The following is a 24,814-nucleotide window of genomic DNA, read 5'->3' on the forward strand; positions in this document are numbered from 1 at the left end:
AGTCGCCTTGACCGGCGCGGAAATCAGGCGGCATGAAGGCTTGCGACCCTCCTCACGACGCCCATTCCGCATAGGCCTTCACCAGCCCTTGATACCGGTCCATTTCCGGGAAGGTCTCGAAGCTCTCCACGGCGCCCGTCTCCGCGAACGGCAGCTTCGCCGATGTGTAGGTTTCCATGAACGGCCGGAACCAGCTGGTATCGTCGAACAGCGTCGGCCGCACGTTGACGAACCAGTCCATGCCCTCCGGCTTCGTGAACATCCACGTCATGCAGTGGCCGCAGAAATAATGGTGGACGTCGGGCCCGTGCAGGCCGCCGATCACCGGATCGCCCTTCGTCACCGCGAAGCCGTCGGCAGGCATGATTGCCGTCAGGGAATAGGCCGAGGACGACATCTTCTGGCAGCCCCGACAGTGGCAGGCGCCGGTTGCGAGCGGCGGCTTCGTCAAGCGGACTTCCACGCGCCCACAGCGGCACGATCCGGAAAGCGGCAACGGAATCGGTTTCATGGCAATCTCCCGATGTGGGCGACCAGTATAGCCTACCGAGCCACCTTGCTGCGGCTTCAACGCCAGACGGCGATCTGCGCCTGGCCGTCGATCTCGGGAAGGTCGGTGACGGCGAGGTCGGGGTTGACGCCATCGTCGCCGGGGAAGGGCGCCACAGCGTCGTGCGATGCCACCCGTGGGCTGCCCGAGCCAAGCACCGTGACGCGCGTGCCGATGGGGACGCGGCGGTGCAGATCGATGATATCCTGGTTGATGAGACGGATGCAGCCGCTCGATACGGACTGGCCGATCGACCACGGCTCGTTGGTGCCGTGGATGCGGTAGAGCGTGTCGCGGTCCCCCTGATAGAGATAGAGGGCGCGCGCGCCGAGGGGGTTGTCCATGCCGCCGGGCATGCCGCTGGCCCATTCGGCGAGTTCCGGCTGACGGCGAATCATCGAGGCGGGCGGGGTCCAGGTCGGCCAGGCGGCCTTGCGGCGGATGGTGGCATTGCCGCTCCAGCCGAAGCCCTCGCGTCCCACGCCGACGCCGTAGCGCATGGCCTGTCCGCCTTCCATCACGAGGTAGAGGAAGTGGCGATAGGGATCGACGACGATCGTCCCGGCCTCCTGAGGGCCGGCGAAGGGCACCACCTGGCGCAGGAAGATGGGGTCGATCTGCGTGAGGTCGACCGCCGGAACCGAATAAGGCTCGGTGGTGATCTCGTCGTACATGTCGAAGTACATCGGGTCGATGCGGGGCCCTTGAGCGACGGGGGGCGGAGCCGTCGTCGTGCAGGCGGCCAGCGCTGCGGGCGCGCCGATCAGGAACGAGCGGCGGCTGATGGAATGCATGTGATTGTCACCTCGATCATTGCTTTCGGTTCGTATCGAACGTGAAAATGCCGACAATGGGGCCGGGTGGAGGCCCGGCCGGGATGATGAATGGCCCACGCCGCGGGAAAGTTCCAGGCCGTGGCGGCTCGAACCATGCCCCTCACCGAATGCCGCGACATTGCACCGAGCGCTGATGACCTTTGAACGTCGCGCATTGACCGAACCTTGCGGCGCGCTCGTCGCGCAAGTCCAAACCATCGTGGATTCACCCGAACGTGAACGCGCGATTGCTTGATAGGAATTTAATCATTGACTTGCGCGCGGTGATAGGATAGTGTTCAAGCATGCTCCGGTTCTGCGCCCGACGGCGCTCCTCCGGGCGGTTCATTCCTTTCCCATCGCCGATGCCGCTTCGCTGCCCTCCGGGGGGCGGTCGAGCATCGTCGCGGAGGCCGAACCTGCATGACGACAGATGATGATGACGCTGCCGGCCGGAGGAGCGCCGGCAGAAGCCGCCGTACCGGCGAGACGAGGCGGCGCTCGACGCTTGTGGCACGGCTGTGGCGCGCTGCCGAGCGGCAGGTGCGCGAGATCGAGGCGCGAGCGAAGACGGTGCGCGGCGACGCCGCCGGGGCCGAGCGCGACGCCCGGGCACTGGCGACGCTGGCCCGCACCCTGCGCGAACTGACGGAATTCTCTGCCGAGCCCGGCGGCGTGGCGGCCGGGCGGGAAAGGGACGAGGATGGCGCTGCATTCCGCGAGTTCGACGATTTCCGACGCGAGCTTGCGCGCAAGCTTGATCGACTGCGCGAGGAGCGGGGTGCTGCCGACCCTGCTCAGCCGTTGTGACGAGCCGCTGCTGCGCTGGATCGCGCATCACTGGCCCTTCTTCGCCCGGCCGGACCAGATGCCGCCGCCCGGCGAGTGGACGGTCTGGCTGGTGCTCGGCGGGCGCGGCGCGGGCAAGACGCGCACAGGCGCCGAATGGGTGAGGGCGCAGGCCCTTGGCCGCAACGGGGCATCCGTCTCGCCGATCGCCCTCGTCGGCGAGACGATGGCCGACGTCCGCGACGTCATGGTCGAGGGCGTCTCCGGCCTGCTTGCCGTGCACCCGCGCGACGAGCGACCGCACTGGATCCCCACCCGCCGCCGGCTCGAATGGCCGAACGGGGCGTTGGCCATGGTCTTCTCGGCGGAGGATCCGGACGCGCTGCGGGGACCGCAGTTCGCCGCGGCCTGGGCGGACGAATTGTGCAAATGGCGCCATGCCGAGGAGACGTGGGACATGCTGCAGTTCGGCCTGCGCCTCGGGACGCGCCCGCGCGAGGTCGTCACCACGACGCCCCGTGCCATGCCGCTCCTGAAGCGGCTGATGGGCGATGCGCGCACGGCGCTCTCCCGCGCGGCGACGCACGAAAACGCACTGAACCTTGCGCCTGCCTTCCTGGAGGCGGTGGTCGGCCGCTACGCTGGCACCCGCCTCGGACGGCAGGAGCTCGACGGTGAGCTCATCGAGGAGAGGGCCGACGCCCTCTGGTCGCGCGCCATGATCGAGGCCGCGCGCATCGACGAGACGCCGCCCCTGGAACGGGTCGTCGTCGCCGTCGATCCGCCGGCCTCGTCCGGCCGGCGGGCGGATGCCTGCGGGATCGTAGCCGCCGGCTGCGATGCCGCGCGGACGATCTATGTGCTGGAGGATGCGACGCTGCCGCGCGCGAGGCCGCTCGCCTGGGCCGAAGCCGCCATCGCCGCCTATCATAGACATGAGGCCGACGCCCTCGTCGTCGAGGTCAACCAGGGCGGCGAGATGGCCGCCGCCGTGCTGCGCGACGTCGATCCCACCGTTCCGGTCACCAGCGTCAGGGCGACGCGCGGCAAGTACCTGCGGGCCGAGCCCATCGCCGCCTTGTCGGCGCAGGGACGGCTGAAATTCTGTGGCGCCTTTCCGGCGCTCGAGGACGAGATGACCGATTTCGGCCCGGGCGGCCTGACGAGCGGGCGCTCACCCGACCGGCTCGACGCGATGGTCTGGGCGGCGACCGCCCTCATCGGCACCAGCGGCTCGGGGCCGCGCGTACGCCGCATCTGACGCTACCGAACGAGAGACGACATGATGGCAGCCTGGATCGACCGCTGGACGCGGCGGCGCGCCCCCGCGCGCCCTGCCGCCACAGTTCCCGAGACGAAAGCCTCGCGCGTTGCACCGCTCCTCGCCATCTATGGCGTCGGCCGGCCGGTCTGGACACCCCGCGAGTTCGAGGCGCTTGCCCGCGAGGGCTTTTCGCGCAATCCCGTCGTGCACCGCTGCGTGAAGCTGGTGGCGGAGGCTGCCGCCTCGGTGCCGTGGGTCCTGCACGACGGCGCCACGGAGCCCGAGCGGCACCCGCTGCTCGATCTCGTCCGGCGGCCGAACCCGCGCGAGGACGGCGGCTCGTTCCTGGAGAGCCTGTTCAGCCACCTGCTCGTCGCCGGCAATGCCTATGCGGAGGCGGTCTGTATCGGCGAAACGCCGCGGGAGCTTTACGTGCTGCGGCCGGACCGCGTGCGCGTGGTGCCCGGCGGCGACGGCTGGCCCGCGGCCTATGACTATACGGTGGGTGGACGCACGGTGCGCCTGGCGCGCCGCGAGGGCAGTCCCGTCGAGCCCGTGCTGCATCTGCGCCTGTTCAATCCCGTCGACGACCACTACGGCCTTTCGCCGATGGAGGCGGCGGCCGGTGCCATCGACATCCACAATGCCGCAAGCGCCTGGAACAAGGCGCTCCTCGACAACGCAGCCCGCCCCTCCGGCGCCCTCGTCTACAAGGGGCCGGACGGTATCGGCCTCACCGACGCGCAGTTCGAGCGCCTGAAGGGCGAGCTCGAGCAGCAGTTCCAGGGGCGCGACAATGCCGGCCGGCCATTGCTGCTCGACGGCGGTCTCGACTGGCGGCCGCTGTCGCTGTCGCCCAAGGACATGGATTTCGTGGAGGCCAAGGCGGCGGCAGCACGGGAGATCGCGCTCGCCTTCGGTGTGCCGCCGATGCTGCTCGGCCTGCCCGGCGACAACACCTACGCGAATTTCGCCGAGGCCAACCGCTCCTTCTGGCGCCAGACGGTCATCCCGCTCGCGCAGCGCGCGGCGGCGAGCGTCGCGCACTGGCTCGCCCCCGCCTTCGGCGGCGAACTGCGCTTCGAGATCGACCTCGACCGCATCGACGCCCTGGCGGGCGAGCGCGAGGCCCTGTGGCGGCGCATCTCCTCCGCCGATTTCCTGAGCGAGGACGAGAAGCGCGAGGCCGTCGGCTACGGGCGGCGCGAGCGCCTTCCCCAGAACGAATGAGGCCTGCGATGGACGCCGTGACGGACAGCATCATCGCGCGCGGCGACCTCGCCCATCTGGCGCTGTTCCTGTGGGCGAGCGGCGCCTCCGCCATGCTCGCCATCGTGCTGCGCGAGCTCGCGGCGGCGAACCGGCGCTTCGACCATTTCGTGCGCGAGCTCGCGCGCTTCAACAGACGCTATTCGGGAGACGATCCATGAGCCGCAAGCGATCGAACGGCCCGGCGCGCCCGCGCGCCGAGCCGCAGGTGACGGCCCGCGCCGGGGAGGCGCGCTTCAAGGAGACGATCGCCGGCTTCGTCCGCACGCTCGAGAGGCTCGACGGCGAGCGCCGTCGCGGCGCGACGCCTCCCGCTCAACCGGGACCGGCCACGTGAGCGCCGGCGTGATCGCGCCGGGCCCCTCCCGGCCGGACGACGATCCTCTGGTCTTCGAGGGTTATGCGAGCCGCTTCGGCGTGCCTGACCTCGGCCGGGACGTCGTCGAGCGCGGTGCCTTCGCGGCGAGCCTCGCCCGCCGCGGTGCCGGCGGCATCCGCATGCTCTTCCAGCACGATGCCGCCCAGCCCGTCGGCACCTGGCTGGCCCTGCGCGAGGACGTGCACGGCCTCTTCGTGTGCGGACGGCTCAATGCCGGTGTCGCCCGCGCCCGCGAGATTGCGAGCCTGATCGCGGAGGGCGCTCTCGACGGTCTTTCCATCGGTTTCCGCACACGACGGGCCGTCAACGATGCGCCCGGCCGCGTGCGCCGCATCCTCGAGCTCGACCTGTGGGAGATCTCGCTCGTCACGTTTCCCATGCAACTGGGGGCGCGGGTCATCGCGCGCCCCAGCTACCACAAGGCCGCGGCGCAGGGCGCCGATGCCGGCGGCCTCGCGCGCCTTGTCCGGGATGCCGCACGCCGCATCAATCCAAGCGAAAGGACCCTTGCATGAACAACGCTCCGGAAACGAAGGCGCTCGGCATCGATGTCGGCGCGGCCTTCGAGGATTTCTCGCGCGCCTTCGAGGCTTTCAAGGAGACCAACGACCAGCGCCTCGCCGCGCTGGAGACCCGGCGCCCGGTCGACGTGCTCGTCGAAGAGAAACTCGCCCGCATCGATGCGGCGCTCGATGAGGCCCGGAGCCGGCTCGACCGGCTGGCCCTCGATGCACGCCGGCCGCCGCTCGGCGGCACGAGCGAGCCGACGGCGCCCCTGGTGGGCGAGCACAAGAGCGCCTTCGATGCCTATGTCCGTACCGGCGAGGCCGGAGGCCTCAAGGCACTGGAGGAAAAGGCGCTCAGCGCCGGCTCCGGCCCCGACGGCGGCTATCTGGTGCCGGCGCAGGTGGAAAGCGAGGTGCTGCGCCGCCTCGCTGCCGTCTCCCCCATCCGCGCCATCGCCTCGGTGCGCGTGATCTCGACCGGCACCTACAAGCGCGCCGTTGCCGCGGCGGGGCCGGCCACCGGCTGGGTGGGCGAAGAGGCGCCCCGGCCGCAGACGAGCGGCCCGACGCTCGCCGAGCAGTCCTTCCCGGCCATGGAGCTCTACGCCATGCCGGCCGCGACACAGACGCTGCTCGACGACGCTGTGGTCGACATCGACGCCTGGCTCGCCGAGGAGGTGGAGACGGCCTTCGCCGAGCAGGAGGGGGCGGCCTTCGTCAACGGCGACGGCATCAACAAGCCGAAGGGCTTCCTCGCCTACGACCGCGTCGCCAACCAGAACTGGAGCTGGGGCCGTATCGGCACCATCGCGACCGGGGTCGCCGGTGCCTTCTGGGAAGAGGCGCCGGCCGACGTGCTCATCGACCTCGTCCACGCGCTCAAGGCGGGCTACCGTCAGAACGCCTCCTTCGTGCTCAACCGCAAGACGCAGAGCGTTATCCGCAAGATGAAGGACGAGGAGGGCCGGTATCTCTGGCAGCCGCCGGCCGGTGCCGGCCAGCAGGCGTCGCTCATGTCCTTCCCCGTCGTCGAGGCCGAGGACATGCCGGACATCGCGGCCGATGCCGCGGCGGTCGCCTTCGGCGACTTCCGGCGCGGCTATCTCGTCGTCGACCGTGCCGGCGTGCGCGTGCTGCGCGATCCCTATTCCGCCAAGCCCTACGTGCTCTTCTACACGACGAAGCGTGTCGGCGGCGGCGTGCAGGATTTCGACGCCATCAAGCTGTTGACCTTCTCGGCGTAAGAGGACAGGCGCGTTTTGCGCATCGCCCGCTTCCTCGCTTGGCATAACTGGCCGATCATCGGCGCAGCTGAGGGGCGGGCGAAGAGCAAGTTACAGGAGGTTTACCTGTCTCGTATTGAACGTGAGACTTCAGCCATACTGGCTGCGATAGTTTATTCGATTCGTCGAGGGGCGCCTTGCCGCTGAAGTTTCACCCTGAGCCGGGTACAGTGTTAATTTGCGACTTCGATAGTGGATTTCGCGAGCCTGAAATGGTCAAACGCCGGCCGGTTGTGGTCATTTCCCCGCGGCTGAAACGGCGTACCGGATTGGTTTCCGTGGTGCCGCTAAGCACGACGCCGCCCGATCCCATCGAGGACTATCATTGCGAAGTTCGGATGGAGCCACCCCTGCCGACGCCCTTCGATTCACCGACCGCTTGGGTGAAAGCCGACATGCCCTATACGGTTGGTTTCCAGAGGCTTGAGCTCGTCCGTACGGGACGTGATCAATACGGAAACGCAAATACTTAACGCCTGTGCTTGCCCCGGTGGAACTGGCGAGAATTCAGCACTGCGTGCTTGTCGCTCTCGGGCTTTCCGGATTGACAAAGCGGTCCGAGTAGCCATCTTTACATCGTTCCTGCGCTGCCTATGGCATCAGGCTTTCAAGACCTCTTCGGAGGCGGTCGTGCGAACGGGCGATGACAAGCTCGCTGCACGACCTTGAGGCCCCGCCGCTAATCACGGCGGGGCTTTGCCTTTCCAGGCCGCAAGCAGAGGCATCACGGCTCATCCCGGCGACCTGCGAAACTGGCTACCTCACTCGGCCCAGTTGGCCTCGCGTCCCCAGTGCCTGAGCGTACCGTCGATGAAGGCACGCTCGGGCGCGACGAGCGTGCCCTGGGTCATAAGCCCGCAGCGGTCGCGGCCCTCGCCGCGGGCAAAGCCCGTCACGGCGACCACGCGCCCTGCGGCATCGGCGATGGGGCCGCCGGAATCGCCGTCGCAGGCACCGGCGCGGCGCTTCGGCCCGTTGCCGAGCCAGACGAGAATCCGCCCCGGCCCGTAGGGCTCCACGACGGACATGTCGAGCGCGCGGAAGGTGCCGGTGCTGCGGTGGTCGCCCTCGGCGGCGACGCCCCAGCCGCCGAGCGTCATCCGGGCGCCCTCGCGTGGCGCCGCCGCGCGCGACAGGGTCGCCGCCGCGAACGTGGCCGGCAGCGGCTCCGGCAGCCGCACGAGGGCGAGATCGACCGATTGCCGCCGGGCCTTGATGGCGTCACGGTCGTAGCGCGGATGGACGACGACCTCCCGCGGCACGATCAGCACCGGCTCGCCGGCCTCGTCGCGATAATGCACGCGATAGGCGTCGGCCCCCGTCACGCAATGGGCTGCGGTCAGCACCGCATCGGGCGCGAGCACGATGCCGCTGCACACGCCGCCGCGCGCGTTCAGCACCATGACGCTCGCGTCAGCGAGCGGTCCCGCATCCTCCCGCCCGCCGATGACGGCTTCGGCCGGCATCCGTGCGGAGACCAGAAGGCCGGCGAACACGCAGGTCATCCAGGCGAGCCGTCGGGCGGCGCGGGGCAAGAGCCGTTGCACGAGCAGTCCTTTCGTTGGCTGCGCCAGCCTTAGCGGCGGCTCCGGCCGGCGCAAGGGGGTGCATACAGTTTTGAGGTTTCCATGACACCCATTCTGCTGCAGCCGCCGGCCGAGGAGCCGGTGCCGCTCGACGAGGCAAAGGCCTTCCTGCGCCTTGACGACACGGCTGAGGACGGGCTCCTCGCGGCGCTCGTCACTTCGGCGCGGCTGACGGTCGAGGCCGTGAGCGGGCTCGCGCTCGTCTCCCAGACCTGGCGCTTCGTGCTCGGTGCCTGGCCCGGGGCCGGCGTGCTGCGCCTGCCGATGGCCCCGGTCGATGCCGTGCTGGCCGTGCACGGTCGCGACGCGGGCGGTGCCCCGCTCGCCTTGCCGGACGGCATCGTTGCGCCTGCCGCCGCCGTCGAGCGCGACGCCCTTCTTTTCGGTCGGCTCGCAGCTTCGCCCGCCGCCGTCGAGGTCGACGTGCGGCTGGGCTATGGCGCCGCCGCCGATGTGCCCGGGCCGCTGCGCCAGGCCGTGCGCCTACTGACCGCCCACTGGTTCGAGAACCGGGGCGATGCGCCGGCGGCGGGCAAGCCGCCCTTGCCGCCGGATGTCGTCGCCCTTCTCACCCCCTGGCGCCGGATGAGGCTGTGACATGGCCGACCTTCCCCTCGGCCGCCTGCGCCGCCGTGCGGCGCTGCTGCGGCCACGCGAGACGCCGGACGGTACCGGCGGTGTGGTTCGCGCCTTCGAGCCGGCCGGTCATCTGTGGTGCTCGCTGGATGGCGTGACGGCGGGCAGCGACGAGCGCGAGCACGCCGACCGACGCGATCTCGCCGCCCGCTTCCGGGCCGAGATGCGCTGGCGCGGCGATGTCGACGGCACCTGCCGCTTCGCCATCGGCGGGCGGTCCTTCGCCGTGCTGTCGGCCGTCGATCCCGACGGGCGCCGGCGCCGGCTCGTGTGCATGCTGCAGGAGGTGATGCCGTGAAGCCATCCCACATCGCGCTGCGCGAGACGATCGTCTCGCGCCTCACTGGCGACGCCGACCTCGTCGCCCGCCTCGGCGGAGCGCGCATCTTCGACGAGACGCCGCGCGGCCTCGACGGGCTCTACTGCGTCATCGGTTCCTGGAAGGCGCGCGACTGGTCGACCGGCACCGATCGAGGTGAGGAGCACGACATCACGCTCACCGTCTGGGCTCGGGCCGGCGGCGCACGCAGCGCCCTCGAAAGCGCCGGGCGCATCGACGCGCTGCTCAGCGAAATATCGCTGCCACTCGACGGCCACCGGCTCGTGAACCTGCGCACCGTCGAGACGGAGGCGCGCCGCGACGAGCGCGCCGACCGCTCGCGCGTGACGCTGCGCCTCAGGGCGGTGACGGAGCGCCTGCCGGCGCCGTGACGCCGGTGCCATCGACCAATCGGAGACGACACGACATGGGTGCCCAGAAAGGCAAGGACCTGCTGCTGAAGCTCGACATCGGCGGCACTTTCGTCACGGTCGCGGGCCTCAGGGCCCGGCAGATCGCCTTCAACGCCGAGACGGTGGACGTCACGCACGCGGAATCGGCAGGCCGCTGGCGCGAATTGCTCGCCGGTGCCGGCGTGCGCCGGGCCGGCATCAGCGGCTCCGGCATCTTCAAGGACGAGGCGTCCGACGCCTATGTCCGCGAGCTCTTCTTCGACGACGACATCCGCCCCTGGCAGGTCGTGGTGCCGGATTTCGGCACGATCGAGGGGCCTTTCCAGGTCACCGCGCTCGAATACCGCGGCGACCACGCCGGCGAGGTCACCTTCGAGCTCGCGCTCGAATCCGCCGGCGCGCTCGCCTTCTCAACCCTGTGAGGCGGCCATGGCCAATCTGAGACGCGGCGAAATCACGGCCGAGATCGGCGGTGAGACCTTCGTGCTGTGCCTGACGCTCGGGGCGCTGGCCGAGCTGGAGGACGCCTTCGGGGTCGAGGATCTCGCCGGGCTCGGCGAGCGCTTCGCGCGCGGGCGCCTGTCGGCCGGCGACATGATCCGCCTCATCGGCGCCGCCATCCGCGGCGGTGGCGGGGCGATGAGCGACCGCGAGGTCGCAGCCCTGCCGATCGGGCAGGGGCTTGAGAACCTCGCCGCCATCATCGCCCGGCTGCTCGCCGTCACCTTCGGCCCCGGGGAGGCCACGCCGCCAAACCCTTGACCGCCGCAGGGCGCCCTGAAGCCACGGCCGCCTCGCCCTTTCCGTGGGACGAGGTGCAGGCCTTCGGCTTCGGCGCTCTGCGGCTCGGTCCGGACGCCTTCTGGCGCCTGACGCCGCGCGAGATCGCGGCGACGGCGCGTGCCCTCGGCCTCGGCCGCAGCGCCACCCCGGCGCGTCGGGATCTCGCCGCGCTGATGCGCGCCTTTCCCGACACGGCCGCCTCAACGGGAGCCATAACGCCATGACGAGTGATCCGCAGGACCTGCGCATCGACCTTGACGAATTGCGCGAGGCCAACCGGCTGGCGACGAGCTTCGGCGCGGCGCTCGTCAAGGCCTTCTCGTCGAGCGTCGTCGAGGGCCGGCGCTTCGAGGACGTGCTGCGCAGCATCGGCCAGCGCCTCATCGACATTGCCCTCAAAGCCGCCACGAAACCGCTGGAAAGCGCGCTGGGCAGCGGCCTCGAATCCCTGTTCTCGGGCCTGTCGAGCGCCTTGCCCTTTGCCAAGGGCGGCGTGATCTCGCGCGGTCTCGTGCAGCCTTTCGCCCAGGGCGGCGTCGTCGCCGCACCGACCTATTTCCCGCTCGCCGGCGGGCTCGGCCTCATGGGCGAGCGCGGCGCCGAGGCGATCATGCCGCTGGCGCGCGGACCGGACGGCCGGCTCGGCGTGCGCGCGGCCGGTTCGCAGGGCGGACCCGTGGCGCAGGTCACCGTCAACATCAGCACCAACGATGCCGAGAGCTTCCGGCGCTCGGAAGCGCAGGTGTCCGCGGCGCTCGCCCGTGCCGTCGCGCGCGGCCAGCGTGCGCTGTGAGGGAGAAGCGATGAGCTCGTTCCACGAAGTTAGGTTCCCCGTCGACATCTCGCTCGCGAGCAGCGGCGGCCCGGAGCGGCGCACGGACATCGTCCTCCTCGGCTCCGGACGCGAGAGCCGCAATGCGCGCTGGCACCACGCGCGCCGGCGCTACGAGGCCGGCTATGGCATCAAGACGCTCGACGCGCTGGCGGCGGCCGTCGCCTTCTTCGAGGAGCGGCGCGGCCGGCTCTACGGCTTCCGCTGGCGCGACCGGCTCGACTTCAAGTCGTGCCTGCCGTCGCAGGAGCCTGCGCCGACCGACCAGGCGATCGGGACCGGGGATGGGGAGAGGGCGAGCTTCCAGCTCGTCAAACAATACGGCGGCGCCCATGCGCCCTATGTGCGCCCCATCGCCAAACCCGTCGACGGCAGCGTCCGCATTGCCGTCGACGGACAGGAACTGACGGCCGGTCTCGAGTTCACCTGCGATGCAACGACGGGCCTCGTCACCTTCGCCGAGGGAAGCGTTCCGGCGCCGGATACGGCGGTGACGGCCGGCTATCTGTTCGACGTTCCGGTCCGCTTCGATACCGACCGGCTCGAGGTGGATTTCGCGGCCTTCTCCGCCGGCGCCATCCCGCAACTGCCGGTGATCGAGATCGTCCCCTGACAGGGCCTTCAAGGACATTGCCATGCGCGACATCGACCCCGCGTTCGCCGAGCATCTTGCGGCGAGCGCGACGACGCTCAGCCATTGCTGGAAGCTGCTGCGCCGCGACGGTGCCGTCTTCGGCTTCACGGATCACGACCGCGATCTCGCCTTCGGCGGTGTCACCTTCGCGGCGCGCAGCGGGCTCGAGCCGTCCGAAGTCTCGGCGGAGCTCGGCTTCGCCGTCGCGACGAGCGAGGTCGCCGGCGCGCTGAGCGCGGTGTCGCTGACCGAGGCCGATATCGTCGGCGGGCTCTATGACGATGCCACCGTCGAGACCTGGCTCGTCAACTGGGCCGATCCGGAGGCGCAGCGCCTCCTCGTCGACGTCGCCTCGATCGGCGAGATCAAGCGCACCGACCATGCCTTTCTCGCCGAACTGCGCGGCATCATGCATCGCCTCGATCAGCCCCAAGGGCGGCTCTATTCGCTCGCCTGCGCCGCCGATCTCGGCGACGCCCGCTGCGGCGTCGACCTGACCCTGCCGGCCTTCCGGGCCGAAGGCGCCGTGACGGCGACGGACGGGCGCCTCGTGGTGCAGGCGCGCGACCTCGGCGACCATGCCGACGGCTGGTTCACCGGCGGGCGGCTGGTCTGGACGGGCGGCGCCAACGCCGGTGCCGCCGTGGAGGTCAAGCACCATCGCCGTGACCAGGGGGGGCATCTCCTGACGCTCTGGCACGCGGCGCCTGCGACCATCGGCGAGGGCGACGCCTTCACGGTGACAGCGGGCTGCGACAAGCGCCATGCCACCTGCCGGGACCGCTTCTCCAACACCGTCAACTTCCGGGGTTTCCCCCACATGCCGGGCAACGACTTCGTCGTCACCTATCCGCGCGAGGGCGAGGGGCATGACGGCGGGAGCTTCTTTCGATGAGCGGGGGCGTCGCCCGGGCCGCCATCGTCGCCGCGGCGCGCGGCTGGATCGGCACGCCCTACCGCCACCAGGCATCGCTCAAGGGCATCGGCTGCGATTGCCTCGGCCTCGTGCGCGGTGTCTGGCGCGAAGTGATAGGCCCGGAACCGGAGGCGGTGCCGCCCTATACGCCCGACTGGGCCGAGGCCGGCCTGCGCGAGATGATGGCCGAGGCCGGCGAGCGTCATTTCGTCCGCATCGCCCCCGCGGATGCCGGCGCGGGCGATGTCCTCCTGTTTCGCTGGCGCGCGCATCTGCCGGCCAAGCATGCGGCCATCGTGACGGGTGCGGCGGGCATGGTGCATGCCCATGACGGCGCCGCCGTCGCCGAGGTGCCGCTGAGCGGCTGGTGGCGGCGCCATCTCGCCTTCGCCTTCCGCTTTCCAGGAGTGACCGACTGATGGCCACCATCATCCTGCAGGTTGCTGGCGCCGCTCTGGGCGGGCTCGTCGGCGGGCCCGTCGGCGCCATGGTCGGGCGGGCGCTCGGCGGCCTCGCCGGGGCCGCCATCGACGGTGCGCTCCTCTCGCGCACCGGCGGCGGTACCCGGCGTGTCGTCGAAGGGCCGCGCCTTCAGGATGTCGACGGCATCACCTCGACGGAAGGCGCGCCCATCCCCCGCGTCTATGGCCGCGCCCGCGTCGGTGGCCAGCTCATCTGGGCCACACGCCTGAAGGAGGAGGCCGTCACCACCGTGACGCGCACCCCTTCGTCCGGCGGCAAGGGGTCGCCCCCGAAGACGACAACGATCGAGACGACCTACAGCTACTACGCCAATATCGCGATCGGCCTGTGCGAGGGGCCTGTCGCCTACATTCGCCGCGCCTGGGCGGACGGCAAGGAGATCGACCTCACGCGGGTCAACATGCGCGTCCACCGCGGCAGCGAGAGCCAGACGCCCGATCCGCTCATCATCGCCAAGGAAGGCGCGGCGAACGCGCCCGCCTACCGCGGCCTTGCCTATGTCGTCTTCGACCACCTGTCGCTCGCTGCCTACGGCAACCGCATTCCGCAATTCTCCTTCGAGGTGGTGCGGCCGGTCGAGGGGCTCGGCAGCGCCATCCGGGCGGTCAACCTCATCCCGGGGGCGAGCGAGTTCGGCTACATGCCGGGCCATGTCACGCAGGTGCTCGGCTTCGGCGCGTCGCGCTCGGAGAACCGCCACCAGCTGATGAACAGCGTGGATGTGGTCGCCTCGCTCGACATGCTGACAGCGCTGTGCCCCAACCTCGAGCGCGTCGCGCTCGTCGTCAGCTGGTTCGGCGACGACCTGCGCGTAGGCTCCTGCACCATTGCGCCGCGCGTCGAGACGGCGGCCAAGGCGACCGAGGACGGGCGCGGCCAGCTCCCGTGGCGGGTCTCTTCGCTCACGCGCGAGGCGGCGCGTCTTGTCAGCCATGTGAACGGCCGGCCGGCCTATGGCGGCACGCCGTCGGACGACAGTGTGATCGCCCTCATCCGTCACCTCCAGGCGCGCGGTCTCGAGGTCGTGCTCTATCCGTTCATCATGATGGACGTGCCGGCCGGCAACGGCCTGCCCGATCCCTGGACGGGCGCCGCCGGGCAACCGGCCTATCCCTGGCGCGGGCGCCTCACGTGCCACCCGGCCCCGGGCCGGCCGGGATCGCCGGACGGCGGCCCCGCCGTCGCGGCACAGGTTCAGGCCTTCTTCGGCCATGCCCAGCCGCAGCATTTCACCCGTTCGGGAGACGTCATCTCCTACCAAGGGCCGCCGCAGTGGTCCCTGCGCCGGCAGATCCTGCATTATGCCCATCTCGCGGTGGCGGCGGGCGGCGTCCACGGCTTCGTCATCGGCTCGGAGCTCGTGAGCCTGACGCGGCTGAGCGCCGCCTCGGGCCACTATCCGGCGACATCCGCGCTGATCGCATTGGCCGAAGCGGTGCGCGCGGTCGTCGGTCCGGGCACCGCCATCACCTATGCGGCCGACTGGACGGAATACGGCGCCCATGTGCGCGACGACGGCAGGGAGGTGCGCTTCCCGCTCGATCCGCTCTGGGCCTCGCCCGCCATCGACGCGGTGGGCATCGATTTCTACCCGCCGCTGAGCGACTGGCGCGACGGCACCGACCATGCCGACGCGGGAGAGGCGCGTGCCATCTATGACCGCGACTACCTGCGCGGACGGCTCACCGCCGGCGAGGCCTACGACTGGTATTACGCGAGCGAGGCGGATCGCATCTCCCAGCGCCGCAGCCCCATCACGGACGGCGCCTACGGCAAGCCGTGGCTGTTCCGGCAGAAGGATCTGGCCGGCTGGTGGGCGAATGAACACGTCGAGCGCGTCAATGGCGTCGAGACCGGCCGCACCGCTTGGCAGCCGGGCGCCAAGCCCGTCTGGCTGACGGAGCTCGGCGTCCCCGCCGTCGACAAGGGCACCAATGCGCCGAACGTCTTTCCCGATCCGAAGTCCATCGACGGCGGGCGCCCGCCGTTCTCCTCGGGCGGGCGCGACGACCTCATCCAGGTCCGCGGGGTCGAGGCGATGCTCGCCGTCTATGGCGCGCCGGGAGAGGCCAACCCGCTCTCGCCGGTCTATGGCGGCACCATGGTCGCGCCCGGCCATGCCTTCGTCTGGGCCTGGGACGCGCGGCCTTTCCCCGCCTTTCCCGAACTCACCGGCGTCTGGTCCGACGGGCACAACTGGCAGACCGGCCATTGGCTGACGGGACGGCTGGAGAGCGTGCCGCTCGACCGGCTCGTCGCCGCCGTTTTGCGCGACTTCTCCGTCGATCTGCCGCAGCGGCTCGACATCGACGGCATGGTCGACGGCTATGTGGTGGACCGGACGATGGCGGCCCGGCAGGTGCTGGAGCCTTTGGCGCAGGCCTTCGGGTTCGATGCGCTGGCGAGCGGCGGCGTGCTGCGTTTCGCTATGCATGCGCGTCGCGTGGCGGCGACCCTCGGGGAAGACGATCTGGTGCCGGACGAGAACGGCGCCCTCATCGTCCTGCACCGCCAGCAGGAGACGGAACTGCCGCGCGAGGTGCGTATTGGTTATAGCGACAGCGAGCGCGACTTCCGCCGTGCTGCCGCCCGGTCGCGCCGGCTTGCCGGGGAAAGTGAGCGCGAGGCGAGCGCGGACTTGGCGCTGGTCACGCGCGCAAGCGAAGCGGCCCGCCTCGCCGAGGTCTGGCTGCAGGACCTGTGGGTGGGGCGCGAGAGCGCGGAGTTCTCGCTCTCGCCGCGGCTCGCCGGCCTCGAAGTCGGTGATATCGTCGCCCTGCCGACGGCGCCGGCGCCGCGCACCTACCAGATCACCAGGCTCACAGACGGCACGGCCCGGCGCGCGGCGGCCCGTAGGCTGGAGCCATCCGTCTTCTCCCTGCCGGCCGTCTTCCAGCCCTTGCCGGGAAAACCGCCGCCGGTGCTGCCCGGCCGACCGCATGTCGTGGTGCTCGACCTGCCGGCGGCGATGCAGGACCCGCCGGTTCTGCAATATCTCGCCGCCGTCGCCGATCCGTGGCCGGGGCAGGTGGCCGTCTGGCGGTCGAGCGACGGAGCGAGCTTTGCGCCACACCTGGCGGCGGATCTTCCTGCCGTCATCGGCGAGACGATCGACCCGCTGCCGGCCGGCCCGGTCTGGCGCTGGGACCGGCAGAACCGGCTGACCATGCGGCTCGGCGGGGGCGTCCTCACCAGCGTCGGCGAAGGCGCGGCCCTGTCCGGAGCGAACCTCATGGCCGTGCGCGGCCCGGATGGTGCCTGGGAGATCATCGCCGCGGCCGATGTCGAGCTCATCGATGCCGACGTCTACCGCGTCGGCCGTCTCCTGCGCGGGCTCGCCGGCTCCGACCTTCTGGCGGCGAGGACCGTGCCTGCTGGCGCGACGGTCGTGCTCCTCGATCGTGCCCTCGTGCCGCTGACGAGCCGCCTCGATGACATTGGCCGCTTTGCCTACTACCGCGCCGGCCCGGCAACGCTCGATCACGGCGATCCTGCCTATGCTGCCTTCGGCGCGGGGGCGACCGATCTCGCGCTGCGGCCCTTAGCGCCGGTGCACCTGAAGGCGCGGCGCATGGCCGAGGGTATCGTGATCTCCTTCATCAGGCGCACGCGCTCCAACGGCGACGGGTGGGAACTCGTCGAGGTGCCGCTCGGCGAGGATGTTGAGGCCTACGAGATCGACCTGTTCCGGGATGGCGAACTCGTGCGCCGACTGCGCACAGCCGAGCAGCGTGTCTTCTACGCGGCGGAGCAGGAACTGGCGGACTTCGGCGGTCCTCAGCACCGTCTCGATATCGCCGTCGCCCAGCTCAGCGCCGTCGTCGGCCGCGGCTTTGCCCGGCGCGGCGAAATCGACGTGCGCTGAGCTTTCCCGGGACCGCCTTTTGCGAGATACGGCCATGGCCATCGCGAGTTTCGACGAAGCCCTCGAGGCCGTCCTCGGCTTCGAGGGAGGCTACGTCAACCATCCGTTCGATCCCGGCGGCGCCACCAAGTTCGGCATCACGCGGGCGGCGCTGAAACGGGCGCGCGGCCGTGATGTCGCCATTGCCGAGGTGATGGCGCTGACCCGGCACGAGGCGGCGGTGATCTACCGCGAGCACTACTGGCACGCCGTGCGCGCCGACGAACTGCCCGCCGGCATCGATCTCGCTGTCTTCGACACCGCCGTCAACTCCGGCCCCGCCCGCGCTGTCCGCCTGCTGCAGCAGGCAGCGGGCGTCACCGTGGACGGCCGCATCGGGCCGGTGACGCTCGCGGCGGTCGAGGCGCAGGTGCCGCACCTTCTCATCGAGCGCTACTGCGCCGCGCGCCTCGGCTTTCTGGAGCGGCTGCGCCATTTCCACGTCTTCGGCCGCGGCTGGCGCCGCCGGGTCGAGCGCGTCGAGGAGCGGGCGAAGCGGCTTGCCACGCAGGCCGACGTCGGGCCTGGCACGATACCCAGTCACCCAGCAAGGAAAGGAAGCGACATGTCCGATACGAAATCGATCTTCACGAGCCGCACGGTCTGGGCCAATGCCGTCGGCATGGCTGCCATCCTCCTGTCGCTCTTCGGAGTTGAAACGGATGGCGTCGACACCGGTGCGCTGACCGACGCGCTCCTTCAGATCGTCGCCGGCGTCAGCTTCGTGGCGTCCACCGTCTTCCGCGTTATGGCAACCAATCGCCTCGAACGATGAGGCCGATCCGGCGCTGCCGGATCGGTCCGTGGCGGCCATGCATTCAGGGAATGTTCAGGCCTTGGCCGCCATATTTCGGCGCCATGTGGGGAGCTAGGACCATCTTTGCCGCGAGCGTGCTTGTTGCTGGACTCGCCTCGTCCGAAACGGCGGCTCAGGGCACGTGCCTGTCGCCGGAGGAGACGCGCACCGCCGTGGCACAGGGGGGGGTGGTCGCGCCGCCCCGGGCCGTGTCCGCCGCGCGTGACGCGGCTTCGGGTGGCGAGGTCGTCAGGGCCGAGCTCTGCCGGCAGGGCGGTAGCTATGTCTACCGGATCTCGGTTCTGCGCCGCGACGGCCGCGTCGCGCGAATCGTGGTTGACGGCGGCAGCGGCAGGGTTCTGGAAGGGCGCTGAGCGTCGGCGGGCTTGTTGATGGGAGGGCGCGCGTGCGGCTCTTGGTTGTCGAGGACGACAGGGACATCAACCGGCAACTCGCCGATGCGCTCGTGCAGGCGGGCTATGCGGTCGATCGGGCCTATGATGGCGAGGAGGGCCTCTTCCTCGGCGAGACGGAGCCCTATGACGCCATCATCCTCGACATGGGCCTGCCGAAGCTCGATGGCCAGTCGGTGCTGACGAAATGGCGGCAGGCCGGTCGCGACATGCCCGTGCTGATCCTGACCGCCCGCGACCGCTGGAGCGACAAGGTCCAGGGCTTCGATGCCGGCGCCGACGATTACGTGACGAAGCCCTTCCACATGGAGGAGGTGCTTGCTCGGGTCCGGGCCCTCCTGCGTCGCGCTGCGGGCCATTCCTCGAGCGAGATCGTCTGCGGGCCCGTGTGCCTCGACACGCGGGCGAGCCGGGTGACGGTCGATGGCGAGTTCGTCAAGCTGACCTCGCACGAATACCGCCTTCTCGCCTATCTCATGCATCACACGGGGCGCGTGGTGTCGCGCAGCGAGCTGGTCGAGCACCTCTACGACCAGGATTTCGACCGCGATTCCAACACGATCGAGGTCTTCATCGGCCGCCTCAGGCGCAAGCTCGGCGTCGATGTCATCCAGACGGTGCGGGGGCTCGGCTACCGGCTCGAGCCGCCGGCGGAGTAGCCGCCCCGTGCCGGCAGGCTTCTTCGAACGCCGCTCCATCGCCGCGCGCCTGCTGCTCTTCGGAGCGCTGTGGACGGTCCTTGTCCTGCTCCTAGGCGGCCTGGCGCTGTCGCAGGTCTATCGCCGCACCAGCGAGCGAGCCTTCGACGAGCGCCTGCAGGTCTATCTCACCGATATCGTCGCCGACCTTGCCGGTCCCGAGCCGCTCGACGATAAGTCGCTCGGCACCTTGGGCGAGCCGCGCTTCGACCTGCCGCTCTCCGGCTGGTACTGGCAGGTGACGCGCGTCGATCCGGAGGGCAAGGGGGAGATGCGCGCCTCCAAGTCCCTCTTCGGCAGCAGGCTGCCGCCGCTCGCCGAACTCGGGGCCCCCGCGCGGGAGGGCGGTGCGCGCGAGGCCTATTACGACGGTGTGGACGGGCGCCGGCTGCGGGCGGTCGAGCGCGTCATCGACCTCGGCGAGGGCGAGCGCTTTCTCGTCGCGGTGGCGGCGCCCGCCGATGCCATCGAGGCCGATATCCGCAGCTTCGAAATCGTCGTGGCTGCCACGTTCCTCACGCTCGCGCTCGTTCTCGGGCTCACGACGCTGCTCCAGGTGCGCTACGGCCTGCGCCCGCTCGTGCGGTTGCGCCGCGCCGTCGGCGCCGTCCGCCGCGGGGAGGCGGAGCGCATTGCGGGCACCTTCCCGCACGATATCGCGCCACTTGCCGGCGAGCTCAACCTTCTTATCGACAGCAACCGCGAGATTCTGGAGCGGGCGCGCACGCAGGTGGGCAACCTCGCCCACGCCCTGAAAACGCCGCTCAGCGTCATCCTCAACGAGGCCGACGTCCGGGACGACGCGCTGGCCGCCAAGGTGCGCGAGCAGGCCCTCGTGATGCGCGACCAGGTCAACTACTACCTCGAGCGCGCGCGCGCGGCAGCGCTCGCCGGCACGCTCGGCACGGTGACGGAGGTCCAGCCGGCAGTCGCCGGCCTCGTGCGGGCTTTGGAGCGTATCTACGAACGGCGCGGGCTTTCTCTCGCGCTTGAAGTTGCGCCCGGCCTGCGCTTCCGCGGTGAGCGGCAGGACCTAGAGGACATGGTCGGCAACCTTGCCGACAACGCCTGCAAATGGGCGGCCGGACGGGTCCGGATCGGTGCGAGCGCGGTACCGGACAGCGAGCCGCCGGTGATGCTGATCGTCGTCGACGACGACGGTCCGGGCCTTGGGGAGGCCGAGCGGCAGGCCGCCGTGCAGCGCGGCCGCCGGCTCGACGAGAGCAAGCCGGGGTCCGGCCTCGGCCTTGCCATCGTCAGCGAGCTGGCGGGGCTCTACGGCGGTGCTCTGGAGCTGGGCGTGGCGCCGGAAGGTGGCCTGCGCGCCAGCCTGCGGCTCCCGCGCATTTGAGGCCGATCAATGCCGCACCCGCCGCGTGACCTTATGTCGCCGTATCGTGACATGAGCGGGCCCCGGGCCTTGCGCTAAACAATGCCCATGTTGATCTGGCTGATCTTTGCCCTGATGACCGGCGCGGCGGTGCTCGCGGTGCTGTGGCCGCTGTCGCGCGCCGAAGCGGCCGTCGCGGTCGAGACCGGCGATACCGCTTTCTTTCGCCAGCAGATGGCGGACCTCGAACGCGACCGTGAAGCCGGCCTCGTCTCCGAGCGTGAAGCAGAGGCGCTGCGCGCCGAGATCGGCCGGCGCCTGCTGCGGGCGGCGCGCGCTGAGGGACGCAGCGGCCCGGAGGGCGAGCCCGCCCTGCGCCGGCGCCGCGCCGCCTCGGCCATCGCCTTGTCCACGATCCCGCTTCTTGCGCTCGCCATCTATGGGGCCATGGGCTCGCCGCACCTGCCTCAGGCGCCGCGTGCCGCGCGGATGGACGGCGGCCAGCTCGACGTTGGCGCGGCGGTTGCCAAGATCGAGGCACATCTTGCGCAGCATCCGGGCGACGGCCGCGGCTGGGAGGTACTGGCGCCGGTCTATTTGCGGGCCGGGCGCTTCGGCGATGCCGTGCGCGCCTATCAGTCCGCCCTTGATATCCTGGGGGAAAGCCCGGCGCGGCTGACCGATCTCGGCGAGGCCGTGACGGCCGAGGCCGGCGGCATCGTCGACGCACGGGCCCGCGCAGCCTTCGAGCGGGCGCTCGTGCTCGATCCTGCCAATGCCAAGGCGCGGTATTACCTCGCCGTCGCCACGGGCCAGGACGGCGACAACGCCAAGGCGATCGATATGTTACGGAAGCTCCTGGCCGATGCGCCGGCCGACGCGTCCTGGCGCGGCGCCGTCGAGCAGCGGCTCGCGGCCTTGTCGATGAGCGAGGGCGCGAGCGCGATCACGTCCCTGCCTGAGGGCGAGCAGGCGCTCGCCATCCGCGGCATGGTGGAGGGGCTCGCCGCGCGCCTCGACGCCGACGGATCGGACGCGGCCGGCTGGGCGCGGCTCGTGCGCTCCTATGTCGTTCTCGGCGAGCACGAGAAGGCCCGCGAGGCGCTTGCCAAGGCGCGCCGCCAGCTTGCGGCCGACCCTGCCTCGCTCGATATGTTGGCGGCGCTGGCGCGCCAGCTGTCACTTGAAACCGATGCGACCGGAGCAGCACAGTGACTCGCAAGCAACGACGGCTCACGCTTATCGCAGCCGCTCTCGCCGTGCTTGGGGTGGCGCTCGGGCTCGTGCTGTTCGCCATGCGCGACAACATCGTGTTCTTCTATTCGCCGACGGATCTGGAGACCAAGACGGTGGCGCCGGGCACGCGCCTGCGTCTCGGCGGGCTCGTCGCCGAGGGTTCGGTCGAGAAGGGCGAAGGTCAGAACGTGACCTTTGCCGTCACCGACATGAACCGCAGCATCACCGTGCGCTACACGGGGCTGCTGCCGGATCTCTTCCGCGAAGGGCAGGGCGTTGTGACCGAAGGCGTGCTCGAGAGCGCGGGGCTGTTCCGGGCCGACAGCGTGCTCGCCAAGCATGACGAGAACTACATGCCGCGGGAGGTCGCCGACAGCCTGAAGGCGCAGGGGCTGTGGCAGCACGGCGGCAAGACGGATGCGCAAGGTGGCGGTGCGACCGTCGCGAGTGAGTGAGGGCCGATGTTCGTCGAAGCAGGGCACTACGCGCTGACCCTCGCCCTTGGGCTCTCGCTCGTGCAGTTCCTCATGCCGCTGTGGGCGGCCACGGTGCGGGACGAGGCGCTCGCGGCCATCGCCGCGCCGGCGGCGCTCGGCGCCTTCGCCTGCGTGACGCTGGCCTTCGCCGCGCTCACCTATGCCTATGCGACCTCGGATTTCTCGCTCGTCAATGTCGTCGAGAACTCGCACTCGCTGAAGCCGTTCATCTACAAGCTCACGGGCGTGTGGGGCAACCACGAGGGCTCCATGCTGCTCTGGGTGCTGATCCTCACCCTCTTCGGCGCCATGGTCGCCTTGTCGCGCCGGGCCGTGCCGTCACGCCTGCGCCACCTGACGCTCGCCGTGCAGGGGGCGGTGGCCTTCGCCTTCCTCGCCTTCGTCGAGTTCACCTCCAATCCCTTCCTGCGGCTGAACCCGGCTCCGTTCGAGGGGCAGGACCTCAACCCGATCCTGCAGGACCTTGGCCTCGCCATTCACCCGCCGCTGCTCTACATCGGCTATGTCGGCTTCTCGATCTCCTTCGCCTTCGCGCTCGCGGCGCTCATCGAGGGGCGGATCGACGCCGTCTGGGCGCGTGCCGTGCGGCCCTGGACGCTCACGGCCTGGGTCTTCCTCACGCTCGGCATCGCCATGGGCTCCTACTGGGCCTATTACGAGCTCGGCTGGGGCGGCTGGTGGTTCTGGGATCCGGTCGAGAACGCCTCGCTGATGCCGTGGCTTGCCGGCACGGCACTCCTGCATTCCACGATCGTGATGGAAAAGCGCGATGCGCTGAAGATCTGGACGATCCTTCTCGCCATCCTCACCTTCTCGCTGTCGCTGCTCGGCACCTTCCTCGTGCGCTCGGGTGTGCTGACCTCGGTGCACTCCTTCGCCACGGACCCGACGCGCGGCGCCTTCATCCTCGCCATTCTCGTCGTCTTCATCGGCGGCGGCTTCGCCCTCTTCGCCTGGCGCGCGCCGCTCCTGCGCCAGGGCGGGCTGTTTGCGCCGATCTCGCGTGAAGGCGCGCTCGTCGCCAACAACCTCCTTCTCGTCACCGCCTGCGCCACCGTGTTCATCGGCACGCTCTATCCGCTGGCGCTCGAGGCGCTGACGGGCGCCAAGATCTCGGTCGGCGAGCCCTTCTTCAACGCGACCTTCCTGCCGATTGTGATGCCGCTCCTCGCGCTCATCCCGATCGGCCAGACGATCGCCTGGAAGCGGGGGGACCTGCTCGGCACGGTGCAGCGGTTGTGGGCCGCCTATGCCGCCGGCCTTGCCGGGGCGCTCATCATCTTCGCGCTCGTCCGCGGCGGACCGGTGCTCGCCCTCCTCGGCATCGGGCTCGGTGTCTATCTCCTCGCCGGTTCGGCCGTCGACATCTACCACCGCGCTGGCGGCGGCCGGGTCGCGCCCGGCGTCATGCTGCGCCGTGCCGCCGGCCTGCCGCGCTCGGCCTGGGGCACCGCCATCGCCCATGCCGGCGTCGGCATCACCGTGCTCGGCATCGCCGCCCAGGCCTGGAGCACCGAGACGCTGGCCGTGGTCAATCGCGGCGATCTCGTCAACGCCGGCGCCTATACCCTGCGGCTCGACGCCATCTTCCCGCGCACCGCCCACAACTACCGCGAGGACGTGGCGCGCTTCACGGTCCTCAGGGACGGGCGTATCATCGGCACGCTCGAGGGCTCGAAGCGCATCTACGTGACGCGCGGCATGCCGACGACCGAGGCCGGCATCATGACGCTCGGGCCGAGCCAGCTCTATGTCAGCCTCGGCGAGCCGCAGCCTTCCGGCGGCATGGGCGTGCGCATCTATTGGAAGCCCTATGTCATCTTCGTCTGGCTCGGCTCCGTGATCATGGCTCTCGGCGGGCTTCTGTCCCTGACCGACCGGCGCCTGCGCGTCGCCGCGCCCGTTGCCGCGCGCGGTCGGCTCGTTCCGGCGGAGTAGGGCGATGCGGCGCCTCCTGCCTGCCTTCGTCGTCGCTCTCGCCCTGTCGCTGCCCGCGCTCGCGGTGCAGCCGGACGAGGTGCTGCGCGATCCGGCGCTCGAGACGCGGGCGCGGGCGATCTCCGCCGAGCTGCGCTGCCTCGTCTGCCAGAATCAGTCGATCGACGATTCCGATGCGCCGCTCGCGCGTGACCTGCGCATCCTCGTGCGCGAGCGCCTCACCGCCGGCGACAGCGATCGCGAGGTGCGCGACTTCGTCGTGGCGCGCTACGGCGATTTCGTGCTGCTGCGCCCGCCGGTCAACTGGCAGACCGCTTTGCTGTGGGGCGGGCCGTTCCTCGTGCTCCTCGCCGGCATTGTGGCGATCGCCATCGCGGCGCGCCGCCGACGCGTGGAGGTCTCGACCACGGCGCCGCTCAGCGACGAGGAAAAAGCCCGGCTCGCCGCTCTCCTCGAGGGGCGCGACAAGGACCTGTGACCGCGGACGCGGAGCCCGCGCTCATCCTCTCCCGAATGGCCCCGGCCCTCGCCATGCGCTGTCGGCA

General features: G+C 70.4%; 30 protein-coding genes. 27 read left to right on the top strand and 3 right to left on the bottom strand.

Annotated features, from left to right (window positions below; translation table 11 throughout):
- Positions 1-52: 52 nt before the first annotated feature.
- Positions 53-511, bottom strand: coding sequence for a GFA family protein (locus BOQ54_RS06565; RefSeq protein ID WP_071923557.1), 459 nt, complete (start codon positions 509-511; stop codon positions 53-55).
- 56 nt (positions 512-567) lie between these two features.
- Positions 568-1,344 carry a L,D-transpeptidase gene (locus tag BOQ54_RS06570; protein WP_055459113.1) on the bottom strand — a complete coding sequence of 259 codons (777 nt, stop codon included), beginning with the start codon at positions 1,342-1,344 and terminating at the stop codon, positions 568-570.
- 444 nt (positions 1,345-1,788) lie between these two features.
- Between BOQ54_RS06570 and BOQ54_RS06575 the strand changes: the two genes are divergently transcribed.
- The 8 genes from BOQ54_RS06575 to BOQ54_RS20440 all read left to right on the top strand — a co-directional run bounded on the left by BOQ54_RS06575 (position 1,789) and on the right by BOQ54_RS20440 (position 7,328).
- Entirely contained in the window at positions 1,789-2,175 is a 387-nt protein-coding gene (locus tag BOQ54_RS06575) for a hypothetical protein (protein WP_055459112.1), read from the top strand.
- Positions 2,147-3,415 (top strand): DNA-packaging protein, encoded by a 1,269-nt coding sequence (locus tag BOQ54_RS06580; RefSeq protein WP_432431521.1) that lies wholly within the window; start codon positions 2,147-2,149, stop codon positions 3,413-3,415. The genes BOQ54_RS06575 and BOQ54_RS06580 overlap by 29 nt, the downstream gene beginning before the upstream one ends.
- Before the next feature lie 21 nt (positions 3,416-3,436).
- Complete coding sequence (locus tag BOQ54_RS06585) at positions 3,437-4,648, top strand: phage portal protein (RefSeq protein WP_186438032.1); 1,212 nt, start codon at positions 3,437-3,439, stop codon at positions 4,646-4,648.
- A gap of 8 nt (positions 4,649-4,656) precedes the next feature.
- Positions 4,657-4,848: a hypothetical protein gene (locus BOQ54_RS06590; protein WP_055459110.1), complete on the top strand. Its 192-nt coding sequence runs from the start codon at positions 4,657-4,659 to the stop codon at positions 4,846-4,848.
- Positions 4,845-5,024 carry a hypothetical protein gene (locus BOQ54_RS06595; protein WP_063187556.1) on the top strand — a complete coding sequence of 60 codons (180 nt, stop codon included), beginning with the start codon at positions 4,845-4,847 and terminating at the stop codon, positions 5,022-5,024. The genes BOQ54_RS06590 and BOQ54_RS06595 overlap by 4 nt, the downstream gene beginning before the upstream one ends.
- Positions 5,021-5,581 carry an HK97 family phage prohead protease gene (locus BOQ54_RS06600; protein WP_245316314.1) on the top strand — a complete coding sequence of 187 codons (561 nt, stop codon included), beginning with the start codon at positions 5,021-5,023 and terminating at the stop codon, positions 5,579-5,581. The genes BOQ54_RS06595 and BOQ54_RS06600 overlap by 4 nt, the downstream gene beginning before the upstream one ends.
- Positions 5,578-6,816: a phage major capsid protein gene (locus tag BOQ54_RS06605; protein ID WP_055459108.1), complete on the top strand. Its 1,239-nt coding sequence runs from the start codon at positions 5,578-5,580 to the stop codon at positions 6,814-6,816. The genes BOQ54_RS06600 and BOQ54_RS06605 overlap by 4 nt, the downstream gene beginning before the upstream one ends.
- 209 nt (positions 6,817-7,025) lie before the next feature.
- On the top strand, positions 7,026-7,328 hold the full coding sequence (locus tag BOQ54_RS20440) for a type II toxin-antitoxin system PemK/MazF family toxin (RefSeq protein ID WP_432431527.1): 303 nt from the start codon (positions 7,026-7,028) through the stop codon (positions 7,326-7,328).
- 288 nt (positions 7,329-7,616) lie between these two features.
- Here the strand turns inward: BOQ54_RS20440 and BOQ54_RS06615 are convergent, their stop codons facing one another.
- Positions 7,617-8,360, bottom strand: a complete 744-nt coding sequence (locus BOQ54_RS06615; RefSeq protein WP_055459107.1) for a S1 family peptidase — start codon at positions 8,358-8,360, stop codon at positions 7,617-7,619.
- A gap of 123 nt (positions 8,361-8,483) precedes the next feature.
- Here BOQ54_RS06615 and BOQ54_RS06620 point away from each other — a divergent pair, with 123 nt between their 5' ends.
- The 19 genes from BOQ54_RS06620 (at position 8,484) to BOQ54_RS06710 (ending at position 24,747) form a co-directional block, all read left to right on the top strand.
- Entirely contained in the window at positions 8,484-9,038 is a 555-nt protein-coding gene (locus BOQ54_RS06620) for a head-tail connector protein (RefSeq protein ID WP_071923560.1), read from the top strand.
- 1 nt (position 9,039) lies between these two features.
- Positions 9,040-9,375: a phage head closure protein gene (locus tag BOQ54_RS06625; RefSeq protein ID WP_071923561.1), complete on the top strand. Its 336-nt coding sequence runs from the start codon at positions 9,040-9,042 to the stop codon at positions 9,373-9,375.
- The gene (locus tag BOQ54_RS06630; RefSeq protein WP_071923562.1) at positions 9,372-9,788 is read left to right on the top strand and encodes a DUF3168 domain-containing protein; all 417 of its coding nucleotides are present in this window, start codon (positions 9,372-9,374) and stop codon (positions 9,786-9,788) included. The genes BOQ54_RS06625 and BOQ54_RS06630 overlap by 4 nt, the downstream gene beginning before the upstream one ends.
- Before the next feature lie 35 nt (positions 9,789-9,823).
- The gene (locus BOQ54_RS06635; RefSeq protein ID WP_063187544.1) at positions 9,824-10,231 is read left to right on the top strand and encodes a phage major tail protein, TP901-1 family; all 408 of its coding nucleotides are present in this window, start codon (positions 9,824-9,826) and stop codon (positions 10,229-10,231) included.
- Between the two features lie 7 nt (positions 10,232-10,238).
- A complete protein-coding gene (locus BOQ54_RS06640; protein WP_055459102.1) occupies positions 10,239-10,571 on the top strand; it encodes a gene transfer agent family protein in 333 nt (110 codons plus the stop codon).
- A complete protein-coding gene (locus tag BOQ54_RS06645) occupies positions 10,568-10,816 on the top strand; it encodes a rcc01693 family protein (RefSeq protein WP_019401027.1) in 249 nt (82 codons plus the stop codon). Before BOQ54_RS06640 ends, BOQ54_RS06645 begins: the two co-directional genes overlap by 4 nt.
- Positions 10,813-11,385: a phage tail tape measure protein gene (locus tag BOQ54_RS06650; RefSeq protein ID WP_055459101.1), complete on the top strand. Its 573-nt coding sequence runs from the start codon at positions 10,813-10,815 to the stop codon at positions 11,383-11,385. Before BOQ54_RS06645 ends, BOQ54_RS06650 begins: the two co-directional genes overlap by 4 nt.
- Before the next feature lie 10 nt (positions 11,386-11,395).
- Positions 11,396-12,037 carry a DUF2460 domain-containing protein gene (locus tag BOQ54_RS06655; protein WP_055459100.1) on the top strand — a complete coding sequence of 214 codons (642 nt, stop codon included), beginning with the start codon at positions 11,396-11,398 and terminating at the stop codon, positions 12,035-12,037.
- Positions 12,038-12,059: 22 nt separating this feature from the next.
- Complete coding sequence (locus tag BOQ54_RS06660) at positions 12,060-12,953, top strand: DUF2163 domain-containing protein (RefSeq protein ID WP_071923563.1); 894 nt, start codon at positions 12,060-12,062, stop codon at positions 12,951-12,953.
- Positions 12,950-13,393: an NlpC/P60 family protein gene (locus tag BOQ54_RS06665; protein WP_071923564.1), complete on the top strand. Its 444-nt coding sequence runs from the start codon at positions 12,950-12,952 to the stop codon at positions 13,391-13,393. Before BOQ54_RS06660 ends, BOQ54_RS06665 begins: the two co-directional genes overlap by 4 nt.
- Entirely contained in the window at positions 13,393-17,322 is a 3,930-nt protein-coding gene (locus BOQ54_RS06670; RefSeq protein WP_071923565.1) for a baseplate multidomain protein megatron, read from the top strand. The genes BOQ54_RS06665 and BOQ54_RS06670 overlap by 1 nt, the downstream gene beginning before the upstream one ends.
- Before the next feature lie 34 nt (positions 17,323-17,356).
- Positions 17,357-18,136, top strand: a complete 780-nt coding sequence (locus BOQ54_RS06675) for a glycoside hydrolase family 108 protein (RefSeq protein WP_063187909.1) — start codon at positions 17,357-17,359, stop codon at positions 18,134-18,136.
- An 83-nt stretch (positions 18,137-18,219) separates the two neighbouring features.
- A complete protein-coding gene (locus BOQ54_RS06680; protein ID WP_082464798.1) occupies positions 18,220-18,531 on the top strand; it encodes a PepSY domain-containing protein in 312 nt (103 codons plus the stop codon).
- Positions 18,532-18,563: 32 nt separating this feature from the next.
- Complete coding sequence (locus tag BOQ54_RS06685; RefSeq protein ID WP_071923566.1) at positions 18,564-19,229, top strand: response regulator transcription factor; 666 nt, start codon at positions 18,564-18,566, stop codon at positions 19,227-19,229.
- A 7-nt stretch (positions 19,230-19,236) separates the two neighbouring features.
- Positions 19,237-20,619 carry an ATP-binding protein gene (locus tag BOQ54_RS06690; RefSeq protein ID WP_063187904.1) on the top strand — a complete coding sequence of 461 codons (1,383 nt, stop codon included), beginning with the start codon at positions 19,237-19,239 and terminating at the stop codon, positions 20,617-20,619.
- Between the two features lie 87 nt (positions 20,620-20,706).
- Positions 20,707-21,813 (top strand): c-type cytochrome biogenesis protein CcmI, encoded by a 1,107-nt coding sequence (gene ccmI / locus BOQ54_RS06695; RefSeq protein ID WP_071923567.1) that lies wholly within the window; start codon positions 20,707-20,709, stop codon positions 21,811-21,813.
- Positions 21,810-22,289 carry a cytochrome c maturation protein CcmE gene (ccmE, locus tag BOQ54_RS06700; protein ID WP_071923568.1) on the top strand — a complete coding sequence of 160 codons (480 nt, stop codon included), beginning with the start codon at positions 21,810-21,812 and terminating at the stop codon, positions 22,287-22,289. Before ccmI ends, ccmE begins: the two co-directional genes overlap by 4 nt.
- Before the next feature lie 6 nt (positions 22,290-22,295).
- Entirely contained in the window at positions 22,296-24,269 is a 1,974-nt protein-coding gene (locus BOQ54_RS06705) for a heme lyase CcmF/NrfE family subunit (protein WP_063187900.1), read from the top strand.
- Between the two features lie 4 nt (positions 24,270-24,273).
- A complete protein-coding gene (locus BOQ54_RS06710) occupies positions 24,274-24,747 on the top strand; it encodes a cytochrome c-type biogenesis protein (RefSeq protein WP_071923569.1) in 474 nt (157 codons plus the stop codon).
- Positions 24,748-24,814 lie beyond the last annotated feature (67 nt).

Origin of the sequence: Chelatococcus daeguensis (assembly GCF_001887265.1) — a bacterium.
Taxonomy (GTDB): domain Bacteria; phylum Pseudomonadota; class Alphaproteobacteria; order Rhizobiales; family Beijerinckiaceae; genus Chelatococcus_A; species Chelatococcus_A sambhunathii.

What these genes read in the sequence shown, in the direction of transcription:
- BOQ54_RS06640 (WP_055459102.1), top strand. Translation starts at nt 10,239, where the DNA reads ATGGCCAATCTGAGACGCGGCGAAATCACGGCCGAGATCGGCGGTGAG.
- BOQ54_RS06615 (WP_055459107.1), bottom strand. Translation starts at nt 8,360, where the DNA reads ATGACCTGCGTGTTCGCCGGCCTTCTGGTCTCCGCACGGATGCCGGCC.
- BOQ54_RS06705 (WP_063187900.1), top strand. Translation starts at nt 22,296, where the DNA reads ATGTTCGTCGAAGCAGGGCACTACGCGCTGACCCTCGCCCTTGGGCTC.
- BOQ54_RS06590 (WP_055459110.1), top strand. Translation starts at nt 4,657, where the DNA reads ATGGACGCCGTGACGGACAGCATCATCGCGCGCGGCGACCTCGCCCAT.
- BOQ54_RS06570 (WP_055459113.1), bottom strand. Translation starts at nt 1,344, where the DNA reads ATGCATTCCATCAGCCGCCGCTCGTTCCTGATCGGCGCGCCCGCAGCG.
- BOQ54_RS06595 (WP_063187556.1), top strand. Translation starts at nt 4,845, where the DNA reads ATGAGCCGCAAGCGATCGAACGGCCCGGCGCGCCCGCGCGCCGAGCCG.
- ccmI (WP_071923567.1), top strand. Translation starts at nt 20,707, where the DNA reads ATGTTGATCTGGCTGATCTTTGCCCTGATGACCGGCGCGGCGGTGCTC.
- BOQ54_RS06665 (WP_071923564.1), top strand. Translation starts at nt 12,950, where the DNA reads ATGAGCGGGGGCGTCGCCCGGGCCGCCATCGTCGCCGCGGCGCGCGGC.
- BOQ54_RS06620 (WP_071923560.1), top strand. Translation starts at nt 8,484, where the DNA reads ATGACACCCATTCTGCTGCAGCCGCCGGCCGAGGAGCCGGTGCCGCTC.
- BOQ54_RS06670 (WP_071923565.1), top strand. Translation starts at nt 13,393, where the DNA reads ATGGCCACCATCATCCTGCAGGTTGCTGGCGCCGCTCTGGGCGGGCTC.
- BOQ54_RS06575 (WP_055459112.1), top strand. Translation starts at nt 1,789, where the DNA reads ATGACGACAGATGATGATGACGCTGCCGGCCGGAGGAGCGCCGGCAGA.
- BOQ54_RS06605 (WP_055459108.1), top strand. Translation starts at nt 5,578, where the DNA reads ATGAACAACGCTCCGGAAACGAAGGCGCTCGGCATCGATGTCGGCGCG.
- BOQ54_RS06650 (WP_055459101.1), top strand. Translation starts at nt 10,813, where the DNA reads ATGACGAGTGATCCGCAGGACCTGCGCATCGACCTTGACGAATTGCGC.
- BOQ54_RS06635 (WP_063187544.1), top strand. Translation starts at nt 9,824, where the DNA reads ATGGGTGCCCAGAAAGGCAAGGACCTGCTGCTGAAGCTCGACATCGGC.
- BOQ54_RS06675 (WP_063187909.1), top strand. Translation starts at nt 17,357, where the DNA reads ATGGCCATCGCGAGTTTCGACGAAGCCCTCGAGGCCGTCCTCGGCTTC.
- BOQ54_RS06585 (WP_186438032.1), top strand. Translation starts at nt 3,437, where the DNA reads ATGATGGCAGCCTGGATCGACCGCTGGACGCGGCGGCGCGCCCCCGCG.
- BOQ54_RS06655 (WP_055459100.1), top strand. Translation starts at nt 11,396, where the DNA reads ATGAGCTCGTTCCACGAAGTTAGGTTCCCCGTCGACATCTCGCTCGCG.
- BOQ54_RS06710 (WP_071923569.1), top strand. Translation starts at nt 24,274, where the DNA reads ATGCGGCGCCTCCTGCCTGCCTTCGTCGTCGCTCTCGCCCTGTCGCTG.
- BOQ54_RS06565 (WP_071923557.1), bottom strand. Translation starts at nt 511, where the DNA reads ATGAAACCGATTCCGTTGCCGCTTTCCGGATCGTGCCGCTGTGGGCGC.
- BOQ54_RS06660 (WP_071923563.1), top strand. Translation starts at nt 12,060, where the DNA reads ATGCGCGACATCGACCCCGCGTTCGCCGAGCATCTTGCGGCGAGCGCG.
- BOQ54_RS06625 (WP_071923561.1), top strand. Translation starts at nt 9,040, where the DNA reads ATGGCCGACCTTCCCCTCGGCCGCCTGCGCCGCCGTGCGGCGCTGCTG.
- BOQ54_RS06680 (WP_082464798.1), top strand. Translation starts at nt 18,220, where the DNA reads ATGTGGGGAGCTAGGACCATCTTTGCCGCGAGCGTGCTTGTTGCTGGA.